Raw genomic sequence first — 15,840 nt, 5'->3', positions numbered from 1 at the left:
GCAACACGGACCGCTATGCTTGCAACGTCTGTTTACCCGCCCTGCCGTCGTCAGCCATGATCGTCCTCACCGTCCAGAGCTTCAACGGCCAACCCACGGCCGCGCTCTCCGCGACCTTTGACGAACTGGGCGGCACCGTCGGCCGGGCCGACAACAACCAATTGGTGCTGCCCGACCCCGACCGTTCCATCTCTCGCGTGCATGCACAGGTGGTGTTCCGGCATGGCGCCTTCGCGCTCGTGGACCGCGGCAGCAACCCGGTGCTGGTCAATGGCACGCCGCTGGGCAACGGCCGCGAGGCGCCGCTGAAGCAGGGCGACACGCTGCAGATCGGCGGCTACCTGATCGGCGTCAGCCTGGGCCAGCACACCACGGCCAAGGACCTGTTCGCCGACCTCTTCGGCGACGCCGGCGCCAAGGCACCGGCCGCACCGCCGCGCCCGCCGCCGCCGCTGTTCACCCAGTCCTTCGGACCCACGCCAGTGGCCGCGCCGCCGGCGCCCGCGGCCGGCGCAGCCAGCGTGATCCCCGACGACTGGGATCCGTTCGCGCCCTCACCGGCGCCGGCCTCCGTTGCCACGCCTTTCGGCGCGCAGCCACCGGTGGCGGGCGGCTCCAGCCCCTACATCCCCGACCTGCCACTGCAGGCCCCCTCGGCCGGCAACTCGCTGGATGCGCTGTTCAATCTCGGCGGCAGCGGTGCCGACCCCTTCGCCGGCTCGCCGCTGGCCGCGCCGCTGGCCGGCCCCAACACCGCGGCCGATGCCGACCCCTTGCGCGCGCTGGGCCTGCAGGCCACGCCGGTCGCGCCCAGCGCTTCCGACCATGTGTCCGACCTGAACACGCCGTGGATGGCGCCACCCCTGCGCGAAGCCGTGCCGCCCGCGCCGGCCATGGCGCCGCCGGTGGTGCCGGCACCTGCGCCGCTGCCCCCGCCGGCGCTGCCGCCGGGTGCGGTGCTGTCCTGGGACCAGCCTTCGCGCGAGACCAAGGTCGTCACCCTGCCCGGCGTGCGCCGCGTGCCGCCGCCGGAGCCACCGGCCCCGAGCCCTGCACCCGCACCGACGCTCGAGGCCGGCTGGATGGCCGAGGCCGATCCGCGGACGATGATCCGCCCGCCATCGGCGCCGCGGGCTGCGGCCGTGGGCACGACGCCGGCGCCCGCGCCCGACGAGCTGCTGGCCGCGCTGGCCGAGGGCCTGGGCCTGCCGGCGGCCGAGCTGCGCGGGCTGGATGCCGACCAGCTGCGCCGCGTGGGCGCGCTGCTGCGCGAGTCCACCCGCGGCGCGGTGGAGCTGCTGGTGGCCCGCGCCGCCATCAAGCGCGAGATGCGCGCCGACGTCACGCTGATGGCCGCGCGCGAGAACAACCCGCTGAAGTTCTCGCCCAACGTGGAGGTGGCGCTCAAGCACCTGCTGGGCGCGCCCACGCCCGGCTTCATGGGCCCCACCGAGGCCATGCGCGATGCCTTCGACGACCTGCGTGCGCACCAGCTGGGCGTGATGGCCGGCATGCGCGCCGCGCTCGAGGGCGTGCTGCAGCGCTTCGACCCCGCGGTGCTGGAAGCCAAGATCAGCAAGCGCTCGGGCCTGGCCGGCCTGCTGCCCTCGGGCCGCAAGGCGCAGCTGTGGGAGCAGTTCCAGCAGCTCTATTCGCAGTTGTCGGCCGAGGCCGCCGACGACTTCCAGGAGCTGTTCGGCAAGGCCTTCCGCAAGGCCTATGAAGCGCACATCGATCAGCTGCAACAGGACGAGTGACCCTCGTTCCACTTGAGGAGAGCCCGCGATGCTGGCGTTGGAAGTCGCCCTGCTTTCCGAGATGGGGGGCCGCAAGGCCAACGAGGATGCCTGTGGCCACTGGCATTCGGTGGACGAGCTGTGCTGCGTGCTGGCCGATGGCGCCGGCGGCCATGGCGGCGGCGGCGTGGCCGCGCGGCTGGTGGTCGAGCGCATGCTGCAGGGCTTTGCCGCCCGGCCCACCACCGGCGCGCGCCAGCTCACCGACCTGGTGTTCGACACCAACCGCGCGGTGATCGAGGCGCGCACGCCGCACACCGAGCGGGCCAACATGTTCAGCACCGTGGTCGGCCTGGTGATCGACTTCGTACGCCACCGGGTGCACTGGGCCCATGCCGGCGACTCACGGCTGTACTGGTTCCGTGGCGGCCGGCTGCATGCCCGCACGCGCGACCACAGCCTGGTGCAGTCGCTGGTGGATGCCGGCCTGCTGCCCGCCGACCAGGCCCGCCATCATCCGCAGCGCAGCGAGCTGCGCTCGGCGTTGGGCACTGCCTCCGACGTGCTGGAGGTCAGCGACAGCGGCGAGCCGCACGAGGTGCTGCCCGGCGACGTGTTCCTGCTGTGCACCGACGGCCTGTGGGAGCACGTGCCCGATGCCACGCTGGAGGCCACGCTGCTGACCGCCGGCACCCCCACCGCCTGGCTGGCCGCGCTGGAGCGCGTGGTGACCGAAGCCACGCGGCAGAAGGCCAGCCATGACAACTTCACCGCGCTGACGGTGTGGACCGCCGCCGCCGCGGCCGACTGAGCAAAGGACACCGCATGCCGAACCAGACCTGCATGGGCGGACTGCTGAAGTGCAGCTTCGGCATGGCGCCGAGCAGCCTCATGCCCACGCCGAAGACGGTGATGACCAGCAACATGGTGGCGGCCAACATCCTGGACCATGTGCCGATGACCAACGTGATGCCGTTCGGCATGTGCCAGTCGCCGTCCAATCCGACGGTGGCCGCGGCCACGGCAGCCGCGCTGGGCGTGCTCACGCCCATGCCCTGCGTGCCCGCCACGCCGGCGCCCTGGGTGCCGGGCGCACCCACGGTGATGCTGTGCAATGCGCCGGCGCTGGACGACACCAGCAAGCTGATGTGCATCTGGGGCGGCGTGATCGAGTTCGTGCAGGCCGGGCAGGCGACCCACCAGATTCCCTGATCCCTCAGGGCTTGGCGCCGATGCGGCCGATCTCCACGCGGCGGTTCTCGGCGGCGAAGGGGTCGCTGCTGATCTTGGGCGTGGTGGCGCCCAGGCCGACCGCCTCGAGCATCGCGGGGTCGGCGCCCTTGTCCACCAGGTAGGTCTTGACGGCTTCGGCCCGGCGCTCGGACAGCGCCTTGTTCGCCTCGGCCGTGCCGGAGGCATCGGCATGGCCCTCGATGCGCACGGTGCGGCCGGTGCCCTTCTTGCCGCGCAGCACGTCGGCGAACACGTCGAGCTGCCGGCGCAGCATCTCGGGCAGCTCGGCCGAGCCCACCTTGAACGAAGCCGCGGGCAGCGAATAGCGCACCGCCGGCTTGAAGCCCATGCACTTGAAGCCCGCGGCCTCCAGCTCCTTGCAGGCGTCTTCCGGGAACAGGCCTTCCTTCACCGCCTCCGCATCGGGCACCTGGTTGCCGATGTCCAGCGCATCGGCGGCATTGGCCTGCAGCAAGGTCACCAGGCACACGACGACGGCCGCGCTACGGCCGGCGTGCAACACAGTGGGCGAGCGTTTCATGTCGATTCCCCAACGAGCATTCATGCGGCAGACCGCGCCGCACCGAAGGCAAATGATAGTCGGCCAGCGTTGCGCAGCATCCCACGCAGGAGGGAATCAGGACGCCTTTTCCTATCGCGCAAAGCGTGACGCTGCAAGCATCGGCGTGTATCGTTGCCACCTCGTTTTGCGGGGCTGACACGCATGTGGGGTGCGCCGGTTCCGCCGGCTCCGGCTGCCACCGGCCGCCGCTGGCCCAGCACACAACCAAAACATCCATGACCTGGCACAACAAGGTGATGTGGACGGAGGGCATGTTCCTCCAGCCCCAGCATTTCCAGCAGCAGGACCGACACACCGCCCGACTCGTCGATGCCCGTGTCAATGCCGTGGTACCGCACTACTGGGGCTTCACCACCCTGGCCCTGGACGACGCCGCCTTGCTGCAGGGCAAGCTGGCCCTGACCAGCGCCAGCGGCGTGCTGCCCGACGGCACGCCCTTCCACATTCCTTCGCACGACGCCGCGCCGCCCGCGCTCGACGTGCCGGCCGACGCCCGCGACGAGCCGGTGCTGCTGGTGGCCGCGATGGCCCGCCCCGGCGTGGCCGAGAGCGACGTGGAGGACGCCACGCCCACCATGCCGCCGCGCTACCTGGCCAGCGACGTGGAAGTGGCCGACAGCCATGCAGTGAGCCTGCGCCAGGCGCCGCTGCAGATCGGACGCCTGAACCTGCGGCTGATGCTGGCGCGCGATGCGAACGAAGGCTTCACCCAGCTGGGCGCCGCCCGCATCGTCGAGCGCCGGGCCGATGGCCGCGTGGTGCTGGATGCGCAATACGTGCCGCCGATGCTGCACGTGGCCGCGCATCCGGTGCTGGAGAGCTACCAGCGCGAGGTGCTGGGCATGGTGCGCCAGCGCAGCGAAGCCCTGGCCGCACGGCTGGCGCAACCGGGCCGCGCCGGCGTGGGCGAGATCGCCGACTTCGTCTTCCTGCAGGCGCTCAACCGCACCGAGCCGCTGCTGGCCCACCTGCCGCAGCTGCCGGTGCTGCCGCCCGAGCGGCTGTACACGGTGCTGCTGCAGCTGGCCGGCGAGCTGTCCACCTTCCGCGACCGCAAGCGCCCGATCGACTACCCGCCCTACCGCCATGACGACCTGGCGCCGTGCTTCCGCGCGGTGATGGGTGACCTGCGGCAATCGCTGTCGATGGTGCTGGAGCAGACCGCCATCCCGATCGAGCTGCAGGAGCGCCAGCACGGCGTGCGCGTGGCCATCATCGCGGACGTCGACTTGCAGCGGCGAGCGCAATTCGTGCTGGCCGTCAATGCGCAGATGCCGAGCGAAGCCCTGCGGGCGCGCTTCCCGTCGCAGGTGAAGATCGGCCCGGCCGAACGCATCCGCGACCTGGTGAACCTGGCGCTGCCGGGCGTGGCCGTCAAGCCGATGCCGGTGGCGCCGCGGCAGATCCCGTACCACGGCGGCTTCAGCTACTTCGAGCTGGAGACCCGCGGCAGCGAGCTGTGGCAGCAGCTGGAACGCTCCGCGGGCCTGGCCATGCATGTGTCGGGCGACTTCCCCGGCATCGAGTTCGAGTTCTGGGCGATCCGGCCATGACGGCCCGGCGCACCGACCAGCGGGACATTGAGCGATGAGCGACCAGGATCCGTTCTCGGCCTTCGAGTCCGACCGCACCGTCATCAAGCCCAGTGCCGGCCGCGGCATGCGGCCCGGTGCCGCCGCACCCGGCCAGCCCGCGGCCATGCCCGGCGCCGCGCCCGCGCTTGAAGCCGCGCCGCTGCCCGAGCTGCCCGGCGTGGCCGGCTTCAACCCGCTGCTGCAGGCGGCCTCGCCGCTGCTGGGCACGGCGGCGCGGCTGCGCACCATGCCGCACCATCCCAATCCGGCCGCATTGCGCGCGGCGCTGGCCGAAGGCGTCAAGCAGTTCGAGGCCACGACGCGTGCGCAGGGCCTGCCCAACGAGCAGGTGATCGCCGGCCGCTACGTGCTGTGCACCTTCATCGACGAATGCGCCAGCAGCACGCCCTGGGGCGGCTCGGGCGCCTGGGGCTCGCAGAGCCTGCTGGTGCTGTTCCACAACGAGGTGTCGGGCGGCGAGAAGGTGTTCCAGCTGATGGGCAAGCTGGCCGAGAACGTGCCCGCCAACCGCAACCTGCTGGAGCTGATGTACATGGCGCTCGCGCTTGGCTTCGAGGGCCGCTACCGCGTGATCGACAACGGCCGCGCGCAGCTGGAAACCGTGCGCGAGCGGCTGGCGCAGATGCTGAAGCAGGCCACGCCCGCGGTGGACAAGGAGCTGTCGCCCGCCTGGGTCGGCGTGCGCGCCGCGGGCCAGCGGCTGCGCGACGGCATCCCGGTGTGGGTGGTGGCGGCCGTCACGGCGCTGGTGCTCATGCTGGTGTTCATCGCGCTGCGCATGGCCATCAATGCCCGCACCGATCCCACCTTCCAGGCGCTGCAGTCGCTGGACGTGAAGGCGCCGCCGCCCGCGCCGCCGCCGGTGCCGGCGCCCCAGCCACGCCTGGCCGGGCTGCTGGCACCCGACATCCAGGCCGGCCTGGTGGAGGTGCGCGACTATGCCGACCGCTCGGTCATCGTGATCCGCGGCGACGGCTTCTTCGAGCCCGCCAGCGCCGACGTGGCCGACCGCGTCAAGCCGCTGCTGGGCCGCATCGCCGCTGCGCTCAAGCCGCTGCCCGGCCCGGTGCTGGTCACCGGCCACAGCGACAACCAGCCCATCCGCTCGGTGCGTTATCCGTCGAACTGGCACCTCTCGCAGGAGCGGGCCGACAGCGTGAAGGCGCTGCTGGCCGCCACGCTGCCGGCCGAACGGCTGCGCGCCGAGGGCCGTGCCGACAGCGAGCCGGTGGACGGCAACGACACGCCCGCCGGCCGCGCCAAGAACCGCCGGGTCGAGATCACGCTGGCTTCGCCGCCGCAAAGCTGAAGCCTGCCGGAGCCACAGTCCATGAAACGTGTGTTGAACGTGTTGCTGGGCCCTGCCGTGCTCGGCAGTTTGGCGGTGCTGGCGCTGAGCGCCATCGTCTGGTGGCTGGGACCGCTGCTGGCCTTCGGTGCCGATGCGGCAGGCCAGGTGTCGCGGCCGCTGGGCAGCGCGATGGCGCGCGCGGTCGTCATCGTGCTGATGTGGCTGCTGTGGCTGGGCCGCCTGGGCTGGCTGGCCTGGCGCCGCAAGCAGGCCAATGCCGCGCTGCTGCAGGGCATCGCGCCGGGCCCCAGCGCCAGCGACCAGGAAGCGCAGGTGCTGGACCAGCGCTTCCGCGAGGCGGTGGCCAAGCTGAAGGCCGGCGGCCGGGGTCGCCGCTGGCTCAGCGGATCGGACGCGCTGTACGAGCTGCCCTGGTACGTCTTCGTCGGCGCGCCGGGCTCGGGCAAGACCACGGCGCTGCTGCATGCCGGGCTGGACTTCATCGGCGCCGACAGCCAGCAGGGCGCGGCCGTCAAGGGCGTGGGCGGTACCCGCCACTGTGACTGGTGGTTCACCGCCGATGCGGTGCTGATCGACACCGCCGGCCGCTACGCCACGCAGGAATCCGACCGCCAGGTCGATGCCTCGGCCTGGGACAACTTCCTCGGCCTGCTGCGCAAGTCGCGGCCGCGCCGGCCGATCAACGGCGTGCTGCTGACCGTCAACGTGCAGGACCTGCTGCAGCAGGGCGCGACCGAACGGCAGGAGCATGCGGCCGCGCTGCGCGCCCGGCTGCAGGAGCTGCAGACCAAGCTGGGCGTGCGCCCGCCGGTCTACGTGATGGTGACCAAGGCCGACCTGATCGCCGGCTTCATGGAGAGCTTCGACGCGCTGGGCAAGGAAGAGCGCGACCAGGTCTGGGGCTTCACCTTCCCGCACGGCGCCCAGCCGGCCGAGAACCCGCTGGCCGACTTCGATGCGCAGTTCCGCGCGCTGGAAGAGCGCCTGTCGGCCGGGCTGATCGACCGGCTGCAGGCCGAGCGCGACGTGGCCAAGCGGGCCGCGATGTTCGCCTTCCCGCAGGAATTCGCGAGCCTGAAGCCGGTGCTGGCCGGCTTCCTGCAGCAGGTGTTCGGCCCCGCGCCGGCGCTGCAGGACCGGGTGGACCTGCGCGGCGTGTACTTCACCAGCGGCACGCAGGAAGGCACGCCGATCGACCGCGTGATGGGGCTGCTGTCGCGCTCCTTCGGGCTGGAGCGCCGGGGTGCGGCCACGCTGGCCGGTGCCCGTGGCAAGAGCTTCTTCCTCAAGCGGCTGCTGCAGGACGTGGTGTTCCCGGAGGCGCACCTGGTCTCAGCCAATCCGCAGGCCGAGCGGCGGCGCTTCGCGCTGCGCATGGCCGGCTTCGCCACCGTGGCCGTGGCCGGCACTGCGCTGGCCGTGGGCTGGGCGGTGAGCTACGTGCGCAACCAGGCCTACGACGCCGAAGTGGCCGCCAGGCTGCCGGCGCTGCAGCAGGCGGTGGACGCACTGCCGCCGGCCACCAGCGCCGACCCTGCGCCGATCGCACCGGCGCTCACGGCGGTGCGTAATGCCGCGCAGAGTGAACGTTTCTCGCTCGACGATCCGCCGCTGCTGGACACCCTGGGCCTGTACCAGGGCGACAAGCTGGATGCCGGCGCCCGCCTGGGCTACCGCCGACTGCTGGAACATGCGCTGCTGCCGCGCGTGGCCCAGCGGCTGGAAGAGCGCCTGCGCGCGGCCAACAAGGACAACCTGGAGCAGGCCTACGAGGCGCTCAAGGCCTACCTGATGCTCTACACGCCCGACCAGTTCGACGCACCCACGCTCAAGGCCTGGATCGGCATCGACTGGGATGCGCAGTTCCGCAACCTGCCGCCCGAGCAGCGGGCCGCGCTGGATGCCCACCTGGATGCGCTGCTGGCCCAGGGCGCGCCGCAGAGCGCGCGGCCGATCGACACCGCGCTGGTGACCAGCGTGCGCGACATGCTGGCCTCCTTCCCCATCGAGTACCGCATCTACAGCCGGCTGAAGCGGCGCTTCCGCGGCGACCTGCCGGAGTTCTCGGTGGCCGCCAAGGCCGGCCCGCAGGCCGACAAGGTGTTCGAGCGGGCCAGCGGCGAGCCGCTGTCGCGCGGCGTGCCGGGCTTCTATACGCGCCAGGGCTATGTGCAGGCCTTCCAGGGCAGCGTGGGCCTGTCGGCCGCGCAGCTCCAGGCCGAGGAGCAATGGGTGTTCGGCCGCAAGGCCAGCGCCGGCCAGGCCGCCAATGCCCTGCTGGGCAATGAGCTCACCGACCGCGTGCGGCGCCTGTACCTGCAGGACTACATCAAGGCCTGGGACGCGTACCTGGCCGACGTGCGGCTGGTCAAGCTCACGAGCCTGGAGCGCAGCATGGAAGTCGCGCGGCTGCTGTCGGGCGTCGATTCGCCGCTGAAGCTCTACCTCGCCGCCGTGGCGCAGGAGACCACGCTGGTGCCGCCTGCCGCGGCGCCGGGTGCGCTGGACAAGGCCGCGCAGGCCGCCAACCAGGCCAAGGCCGACCTCGCCAAGCTGGCCGGCGGCGGGCCCGCCGTGGCGCCGTCGGCCGGGCCGGTCGAGAAGATGGTGGACGACCATTTCGCCAGCATCCGCCGCCAGGTGCAGGGCCAGCCGGCGCCCATCGACGACACGGTAAAGGCCTTCGGCGAGGTGTTCGCACAGCTGCAGGCCATCGACGCGGCGCAGAAGAGCAAGTCGCCGCCGCCGCCGGCCGGTGGCGGCGCCGCCAAGCTGGTGGCCGCGCAGCAGCCGGAGCCGGTGCGCTCGATGCTGGAACAGCTGGCCGACGTGAGCGCCAAGCAAGGTCGCGTGGCCGAGCGCGACGTGATGACCGGCGACCTGAAGCCGATCTTCGACTTCTGCACCCGCGCGGTGGCCAACCGCTATCCGTTCGCGCCCAGCTCGCGGGCCGACGTGCTGCCGGAAGACTTCGGCCAGCTCTTCGCGCCCGGCGGCCTGCTCGACGAGTTCTACAACCGCCGGCTGGCCGCGCTGGTCGACACCAGCGGCGCCACCTGGACCTACAAGCCGCTGGCCGATGGCACCCGCCCCGCTGCGCCCGCGGCACTGGCCGATTTCCAGCGTGCGTCACGCATCAAGGAAGCCTTCTTCCGCGGCGGCGGGCGCACGCCGGGCTTCAAGCTGGATCTGCGCGCGGCTGAGCTGGGCACGCTGCAGGAGGTGACGCTGGACATCGATGGCCAGGTGGTGAAGTTCACCCCCGGCGCGGCCAGCGCCGCCACCGTGAGCTGGCCCAGCCAGCGGGTCGCCTCCACCGTCAGGCTCAGCAGCACGCCGGGCGCGGCGCCGCTGGTGTTCGAAGGGCCGTGGGCGCTGTTCCGGCTGTTCGACCGCTTCGAGGTGCAGCCCTCGGCCCAGCCCGAGAAATTCAGCGTGCTGATGACGCTGGAAGGCCAGCGCGTGCGCTTCGACGTCACCGCCAACAGCGTGCTGAACCCCTTCCGGCTGCGCGAGATCCAGCAGTTCCGCTGCCCGGGCGCCTTGTGAGCGCGGTGCAGGCACCCGCCGCCGGTTGGCACGGCAAGCTGCCGACGCTGGGCGACTTCGCCAGCCGCCGGCTGCCGCCGGCCTTCGTGCAGCGCTGGGACGAATGGCTGTCGGCCGGCCTGGCCGGCCTGCAGCAGCAGCCGGGTTGGCTGGACGGCTACCTCGCCAGCCCGAGCTGGCGCTTCCTGCTGATGCCCGGCGTGATGGACGAGCAGCCCTGGGCCGGCGTGCTGATGCCCTCGGTGGACCGCGTCGGCCGCTACTACCCGCTGACGATCGCGCAGCCCCTGCCCGCCCTGCCTTCGGAGACCGACGCGATGGAAGCGCTGTGGGCCTGGCTGCTGCGCATCGACGAGGCCGCGGCCGATGCGCTGCACGAGGACTGGACCATCGACGCGCTGGAAGCCGAGTTGCAGCGCATCGGCACACCGCCGTGGACAGGCGGCCCGCCGCCGCTGCTCGCAGCGCCCGCCGCCGGCGGGGTGCAGCGCCTGGCGCTCGGTGGCCATCGCCATGGGGCGGCGCGCGTGGCCGCCGACTGGCTGTCCGCGGGCCTGATGCAGGCCCGCGGCGCCGCCTACTGGTATGCCGAAGCGGACCTGGCCACGCCGCAGCTGCTGCGCTCCGAAGGCCTGGCCACCGCCGGCCTGCCCGGTCTGCTGTTCGGCGGCCTGCCGCAGCCGCTGGCGGACAATGGCCCGGCCAACGCAGACGCATCACGATGAGTTCCACTGACGACGACGATGATCGCACCCTCATCCGGCCACCGGTGCCGCCTGCCGCCGGGTCCACGCCCGCCGACGCGCCGACACCCGCAGCCGCTGCGGCCGACGATGAGCGCACCGTCTTCGCACCGTCGCCTTTGCTGGGCACCGACCAGCCGCCCCCGCGCCCGCCTGCGGCCTCGCCCGACGACAACGGCAACGCCTTGCCGGTGGGCACCCGCCTCGGCGAATTCGAGCTGACGCGGGTGCTGGGCGAAGGCGGCTTCGGCATCGTCTACCTGGCACAGGACCACTCGCTGCACCGCCGCGTCGCGCTGAAGGAGTACATGCCTTCGGCGCTGGCGGCGCGCAAGGGCGGCACGCAGGTGTCGGTCAAGAGCGAGCGTCACCGCGAGACCTTCGAGGCCGGCCTGAAGAGCTTCGTCAACGAGGCCCGGCTGCTGGCGCAGTTCGATCACCCGTCGCTGGTGAAGGTCTACCGCTTCTGGGAAGCCAACGGCACCGCGTACATGGTGATGCCCTTCTACGAGGGCATGACGCTGAAGGACAAGCTGCGCGAGATGGGCGCCGCGCCCGACGAAGCCTGGCTGCGCGGCCTGCTGGCGCCGCTGACCGAGGCGCTGGCCGTTATCCACGCCGAGCATTGCTACCACCGCGACATCGCGCCCGACAACATCATCCTGCTGGCCGGCAGCGGCAAGCCGCTGCTGCTGGACTTCGGCGCCGCCCGCCGCGTGATCGGCGACATGACGCAGGCGCTGACCGTCATCCTCAAGCCCGGCTATGCGCCGCTGGAGCAATACGCCGAGGTGCCCAGCATGAAGCAGGGACCGTGGACCGACGTCTATGCGCTGGCCGCGGTGGTGTATTTCGCCATCCAGGGCCGCACGCCACCGGTGTCGGTCGGCCGCATGATGGGCGACAGCTACCAGCCGCTGACGGAGGCCGCACGCGGCCTCTACAGCGGAACCTTCCTGGCCGCGGTCGACCGGGCGTTGAAGGTGCGGCCCGAAGACCGCACGCCGAGCATCGAAGCCTTCCGCGCCGACATGGGCCTGGGCCCCGGCGGCGCGCCGGACGTGCAGACGGTCTTGCAGGGCGAGGCACCACCGCCGCCGGCCGCGACCGGCACGCCCGCTTCGGCCGCAGGGCGCGCCGCCGCCGCCGGTGGGGCGACGACGGCCGGCGGCCGCTCGGGCCGGTGGATCGGCATCGGCGCCGGCGTGCTGGTGCTTGGCGGTGTGGGCGCGTTCTTCGCGCTGACACCCGGCAAGCCGCCGCCCGCGCCGCCGGTGGTGGCGACGGCACCTGCGCCGGCACCCACGCCGTCTCCGGCGCCGGCGCCCCTGCCCGCCCCGTCGCCTGCGCCCGCACCAATCCCCGCGCCGAACCTGCCCTTTACCGTCGACGGTGAACTCGACCGCATCGTGCAGGCGCAGACGCCGGGTTTCAGCGTGGAAGCGTCCTCTGCGCGACCGCAGCTGCGCATCGGCCGCGACCGGCTGCGCTACACCGTCACCTCGTCGCGCGACGGCTACGTCTACACGCTGGTCAAGGGCCCCGACGGCTCGCTGGTGCTGCTGCATCCCAACACGATGGCCCGGGCCAATCGCATCAGCGCGGGCAAGCCGCTCACGCTGCCGCCGGCGGACGCGGCCATCGAGACCTCGGAGCCCGCCGGGCGCGAGGACTTCGTCGTCATCGTGTCCGCCGTGCCACGCAGCTTCGACCACCTGCGCGGCAAGCGCGACACCTTCCTGTTCCTGCCCACCGGCGCCGACGCGGCCGCCCTGGCCGCCGCCCACACCGGCCCCGGCTCCACCTTCGCCGGCCGCCCCGGCCCGTGCGAAGGCGACGCCTGCACCGCCTACGGCGCAGTGCGCTTCAGCGTCGACGTGGTCAGGTAAGCCCGCGCACCGGCGCGGAGATGCCGGGCACGAAGGCCTCGAACACCCGCAGCGGCGCCTCGCCGCGCGAGAACACCGAGCTGCGCCCGGCCACCACCGGCCCGGGCCAGTGGCCGCCCGCCACCTGCTGCCAGGCGTCGCTGGCCCGGTGATGCCACGGGCTCCCGCGCCCGTGCCACTCCGCCACCAGCGGCGTGCGGCGCACCGACCGATCGACGAACAGCAGCGCCGCCAACGGTCGCTGGCCCAGGCCCACCAGGGCCTTCCACGGCCCGTGCAGCGCGCTGTGCGGCGCCACGCTGCGCGCCCACACCACCGGCGCATCACCCACGTGCAGCACCACCTCGCGCACCAGGCAGCGGGTGCCGGGCGGCACGCCCAGATCGGACGCCTCACCGGGCAGCAACGGCGCCACCGCCTGCAGCAACCGCTGCACGCGCACTTCACCACCCCACGCAAAAAGCCGCTGGGTCAGCGAGCCCGGGGCCCGCTGCCAGCGGCGTACCGACTGCCTTGCCGCCGGCGTCACTTCGAGGTCGGCATCACGAACTCCGCGCCCTTGGGCGTGCTGGCCGGCCAGCGCTGCATGATCGACTTCTGCTTGGTATAGAAGCGCACGCCTTCCTCGCCATAGGCATGCATGTCGCCGAACAGGCTGCGCTTCCAGCCGCCGAAACCGTGCCAGGCCATCGGCACCGGGATCGGCACGTTGATGCCGACCATGCCCACCTGGATGCGCCGTGCGAACTCCCGCGCCACGTTGCCGTCGCGGGTGTAGCAGGCCACGCCGTTGCCGAACTCGTGGTCGTTGACCAGCTGCACCGCCTCGGCGAAGTCCTTCGCGCGCACGCAGGCCAGCACCGGGCCGAAGATCTCTTCCTTGTAGATGCGCATCGTCGGCGTCACGTGGTCGAACAGCGTGCCGCCGGTGAAGAAGCCTTCCTCATGCCCCGCCACCTGGTGGCCACGGCCGTCGACCACCAGCTGCGCGCCCTCTTCCACGCCCAGCGCGATGTAGCCCTCGATGCGCTCCAGCGCCTGGCGGGTGACGATCGGGCCCATCTCGGCGTCGAGCTCCATGCCGTTCTTGATCTTCAGCGCACGGGCGCGCTCGGCCAGCAGCGGCACGATCTGGTCGGCCACCTCACCCACCAGCACCGCCACGCTGATGGCCATGCAGCGCTCGCCGGCCGAGCCGTACGCCGCGCCGATCAGCGCATCCACCGTCTGCTCGATGTCGGCGTCGGGCATCACCACCATGTGGTTCTTGGCACCGCCCAGCGCCTGCACCCGCTTGCCGTGGTGGGCGCCGGTCTCGTAGATGTACTGCGCGATCGGCGTGGAGCCGACGAAGCTGAGCGCCTTCACGTCCGGGTGGGTCAGCAGCGCATCCACGACCGTCTTGTCACCCTGCACCACGTTGAACACGCCGTCGGGCAGGCCCGCCTGCTTCAGCAGCTCGGCCATGAACAGGCTGGGCGATGGATCGCGCTCGCTGGGCTTCAGGATGAAGGTGTTGCCGCAGGTCAGCGCCACCGGAAACATCCAGGCCGGCACCATGCACGGGAAGTTGAACGGCGTGATGCCGGCCACCACGCCCAGCGGCTGGCGCAACGTCCAGTTGTCGATGCCGGTGGACACCTGGTCGGTGAAGTCGCCCTTCAGCAGCTGCGGAATGCCGCAGGCGAATTCCACGATCTCGATGCCGCGCGTGACCTCGCCTTGCGCATCGGTGAACACCTTGCCGTGCTCGGCGGTGATCATCGCCGCCAAGGTGTCGCGGTGCTGGTTCATCAGCGCCAGGAAATTGTTCATCACGCGGGCGCGGCGGATCGGCGGCGTGTCCGCCCAGGCCGGAAAGGCGGCGCTGGCCGCGGCCACCGCGGCGTTCACGTCGTCCACGCTGCCCAGCAGCACCTGCCGCGCCACCTGACCCGTGGCGGGGTTGTAGACGGCCTGGCTGCGGCCGCCATTGCCGGCGCTCGGCTGGCCGCCGATCCAATGGCCGACGTCGGTGGTACGGGTGAAGGCTTCGGGTGCGCCCATGGTGTCTCCAGCTGCTGATGCGGTGATGCGAGGCCGCGAGTCTAGAAGCCGCGCAGCGCGATGCACAGCCATGGCGCGTAGACGCATTGTTCAGTGCGGTGAACAATCAGCCGATGACTACGACGTCTCCCGACCAACTCTGGGCTCATGTGCACTGCCTCGGCGCCCTGGCGGAGGCGGGCAGCTACACCGCGGCTGCCGCCAGGCTGCAGGTGAGCAAGGCCGCGGTCAGCCAGCGCATCACCGAACTGGAACGGGCGGCCGGCGTTCCGCTGGTGCAGCGCACCACCCGCAGCGTGCGGCTCACGCCGGCCGGCCAGCAGCTGGTGGACCAGACGCGGGGCGCCTACGAGCAGATCCAGCGCAGCTTTGCCAGCGTGCGCGACCTGGCCGCCACGCCCAGCGGCGTGCTGCGCCTGACCGCACCGGTGGCGCTGGGCCGCCAGTACATCGCACCGGCGCTGGCGGGTTTCCACCGCGCGTTTTCGTCCGTCCGCGTGGACCTGGAGCTGTCCGACCGGTTGGTGCCGCTGTCACGCGAAGGCTTCGACCTGGCGGTGCGCCACACCCATGCGCCGCCCGACGACCATGTCGCCTGGAAGCTCTGCGACTCCCGCACCCTGCTGGTGGCCAGCGCCGACTACCTCGACCGGCGCGGCCTGCCCGAGCATCCATCGGCGTTGGCCGGACATGACGCTTTGGCCTACCTGCGCCCCGGGCCGTCCATCTGGCAGTTCGAACGGCAGGCGCAGGCGGCTGCGGAGCCCGAGCGCATCGAGGTGACCGTCCATGGCCCGTTCCGCGCCAACAACTCCGAAGTGCTGCGTGACGCGGTGATCGATGGCCTGGGCATCGCGCTGTTGCCGGACTTCAGCGCAGCCGCCGCGCTGGGCTCCGGCCGGCTGCGCGTGGTGCTCCCGGACTGGCGCCCGGTCGGCTTCTTCGGCGACGCCATCCATGCCATCCGCCCTTGGAGCCCGCACACGCCGCGCGCAGTGCACGAGGTGGTGGAATGCCTGCGTCGGGCCCTGGCGCCAGGATTCGCCTCGCCCTGATCCGACGCACGCAAGGCAGACACAAAACAAAACGGGGAAGCCACTGGCTTCCCCGTTTGCATTGCATTCTGGAGCGGGAAACGAGACTCGAACTCGCGA

General features: G+C 71.9%; 12 protein-coding genes. 9 read left to right on the top strand and 3 right to left on the bottom strand.

The genetic code is table 11. The annotated features are described in order from the left end of the window. The first annotated feature begins 56 nt into the window (after positions 1-56). From tagH to VO99_RS25780, 3 genes are read left to right on the top strand one after another with little or no spacing between them, the layout of a single operon-like run. Positions 57-1,757 carry a type VI secretion system-associated FHA domain protein TagH gene (tagH, locus tag VO99_RS25790; protein WP_046115832.1) on the top strand — a complete coding sequence of 567 codons (1,701 nt, stop codon included), beginning with the start codon at positions 57-59 and terminating at the stop codon, positions 1,755-1,757. Between the two features lie 28 nt (positions 1,758-1,785). Continuing rightward, a complete protein-coding gene (locus VO99_RS25785) occupies positions 1,786-2,547 on the top strand; it encodes a PP2C family protein-serine/threonine phosphatase (protein ID WP_083440933.1) in 762 nt (253 codons plus the stop codon). 14 nt (positions 2,548-2,561) lie between these two features. Continuing rightward, positions 2,562-2,948 (top strand): DUF4280 domain-containing protein, encoded by a 387-nt coding sequence (locus tag VO99_RS25780; RefSeq protein ID WP_046115853.1) that lies wholly within the window; start codon positions 2,562-2,564, stop codon positions 2,946-2,948. Positions 2,949-2,952: 4 nt separating this feature from the next. On the opposite strand, the gene VO99_RS29230 is transcribed toward VO99_RS25780, so the two are convergent. Continuing rightward, positions 2,953-3,510, bottom strand: a complete 558-nt coding sequence (locus VO99_RS29230) for an OmpA family protein (RefSeq protein WP_232315552.1) — start codon at positions 3,508-3,510, stop codon at positions 2,953-2,955. 257 nt (positions 3,511-3,767) lie between these two features. On the opposite strand from VO99_RS29230, the gene tssK reads away from it, so the two are divergent. The 5 genes from tssK to VO99_RS25750 are packed head-to-tail and all read left to right on the top strand — an operon-like array spanning position 3,768 to position 12,640. Next, positions 3,768-5,105, top strand: a complete 1,338-nt coding sequence (gene tssK / locus VO99_RS25770) for a type VI secretion system baseplate subunit TssK (protein WP_046115831.1) — start codon at positions 3,768-3,770, stop codon at positions 5,103-5,105. 34 nt (positions 5,106-5,139) lie between these two features. Further along, complete coding sequence (locus VO99_RS25765; RefSeq protein ID WP_046115830.1) at positions 5,140-6,456, top strand: DotU family type VI secretion system protein; 1,317 nt, start codon at positions 5,140-5,142, stop codon at positions 6,454-6,456. 21 nt (positions 6,457-6,477) lie between these two features. Beyond that, the gene (tssM, locus tag VO99_RS25760; protein ID WP_046115829.1) at positions 6,478-10,008 is read left to right on the top strand and encodes a type VI secretion system membrane subunit TssM; all 3,531 of its coding nucleotides are present in this window, start codon (positions 6,478-6,480) and stop codon (positions 10,006-10,008) included. 5 nt (positions 10,009-10,013) lie between these two features. Next, positions 10,014-10,733 (top strand): type VI secretion system-associated protein TagF, encoded by a 720-nt coding sequence (gene tagF / locus VO99_RS29225; protein ID WP_083440935.1) that lies wholly within the window; start codon positions 10,014-10,016, stop codon positions 10,731-10,733. Continuing rightward, entirely contained in the window at positions 10,730-12,640 is a 1,911-nt protein-coding gene (locus tag VO99_RS25750; RefSeq protein ID WP_083440931.1) for a serine/threonine protein kinase, read from the top strand. Before tagF ends, VO99_RS25750 begins: the two co-directional genes overlap by 4 nt. Here VO99_RS25750 and VO99_RS25745 read toward each other — a convergent pair. Beyond that, positions 12,633-13,169, bottom strand: coding sequence for a chorismate--pyruvate lyase family protein (locus VO99_RS25745; RefSeq protein ID WP_046115827.1), 537 nt, complete (start codon positions 13,167-13,169; stop codon positions 12,633-12,635). The two genes, VO99_RS25750 and VO99_RS25745, sit on opposite strands and share 8 nt — an antisense overlap. After that, the gene (locus tag VO99_RS25740; RefSeq protein WP_046115826.1) at positions 13,166-14,686 is read right to left on the bottom strand and encodes a CoA-acylating methylmalonate-semialdehyde dehydrogenase; all 1,521 of its coding nucleotides are present in this window, start codon (positions 14,684-14,686) and stop codon (positions 13,166-13,168) included. Before VO99_RS25740 ends, VO99_RS25745 begins: the two co-directional genes overlap by 4 nt. Before the next feature lie 113 nt (positions 14,687-14,799). On the opposite strand from VO99_RS25740, the gene VO99_RS25735 reads away from it, so the two are divergent. Then, positions 14,800-15,741 carry a LysR family transcriptional regulator gene (locus VO99_RS25735; RefSeq protein WP_046115825.1) on the top strand — a complete coding sequence of 314 codons (942 nt, stop codon included), beginning with the start codon at positions 14,800-14,802 and terminating at the stop codon, positions 15,739-15,741. Positions 15,742-15,840 lie beyond the last annotated feature (99 nt).

Source organism: Aquincola tertiaricarbonis, assembly GCF_000969605.1.
Lineage (GTDB): Bacteria > Pseudomonadota > Gammaproteobacteria > Burkholderiales > Burkholderiaceae_C > Aquincola > Aquincola tertiaricarbonis.
The sequence above is the reverse complement of the archived record's forward strand: the minus strand, read 5'-3'. Positions and strand labels throughout refer to the sequence as shown.

What these genes read in the sequence shown, in the direction of transcription:
- VO99_RS25740 (WP_046115826.1), bottom strand. Translation starts at nt 14,686, where the DNA reads ATGGGCGCACCCGAAGCCTTCACCCGTACCACCGACGTCGGCCATTGG.
- VO99_RS25750 (WP_083440931.1), top strand. Translation starts at nt 10,730, where the DNA reads ATGAGTTCCACTGACGACGACGATGATCGCACCCTCATCCGGCCACCG.
- VO99_RS25765 (WP_046115830.1), top strand. Translation starts at nt 5,140, where the DNA reads ATGAGCGACCAGGATCCGTTCTCGGCCTTCGAGTCCGACCGCACCGTC.
- tagH (WP_046115832.1), top strand. Translation starts at nt 57, where the DNA reads ATGATCGTCCTCACCGTCCAGAGCTTCAACGGCCAACCCACGGCCGCG.
- VO99_RS25735 (WP_046115825.1), top strand. Translation starts at nt 14,800, where the DNA reads ATGACTACGACGTCTCCCGACCAACTCTGGGCTCATGTGCACTGCCTC.
- VO99_RS25785 (WP_083440933.1), top strand. Translation starts at nt 1,786, where the DNA reads ATGCTGGCGTTGGAAGTCGCCCTGCTTTCCGAGATGGGGGGCCGCAAG.
- VO99_RS29230 (WP_232315552.1), bottom strand. Translation starts at nt 3,510, where the DNA reads ATGAAACGCTCGCCCACTGTGTTGCACGCCGGCCGTAGCGCGGCCGTC.
- tssK (WP_046115831.1), top strand. Translation starts at nt 3,768, where the DNA reads ATGACCTGGCACAACAAGGTGATGTGGACGGAGGGCATGTTCCTCCAG.
- VO99_RS25780 (WP_046115853.1), top strand. Translation starts at nt 2,562, where the DNA reads ATGCCGAACCAGACCTGCATGGGCGGACTGCTGAAGTGCAGCTTCGGC.
- tssM (WP_046115829.1), top strand. Translation starts at nt 6,478, where the DNA reads ATGAAACGTGTGTTGAACGTGTTGCTGGGCCCTGCCGTGCTCGGCAGT.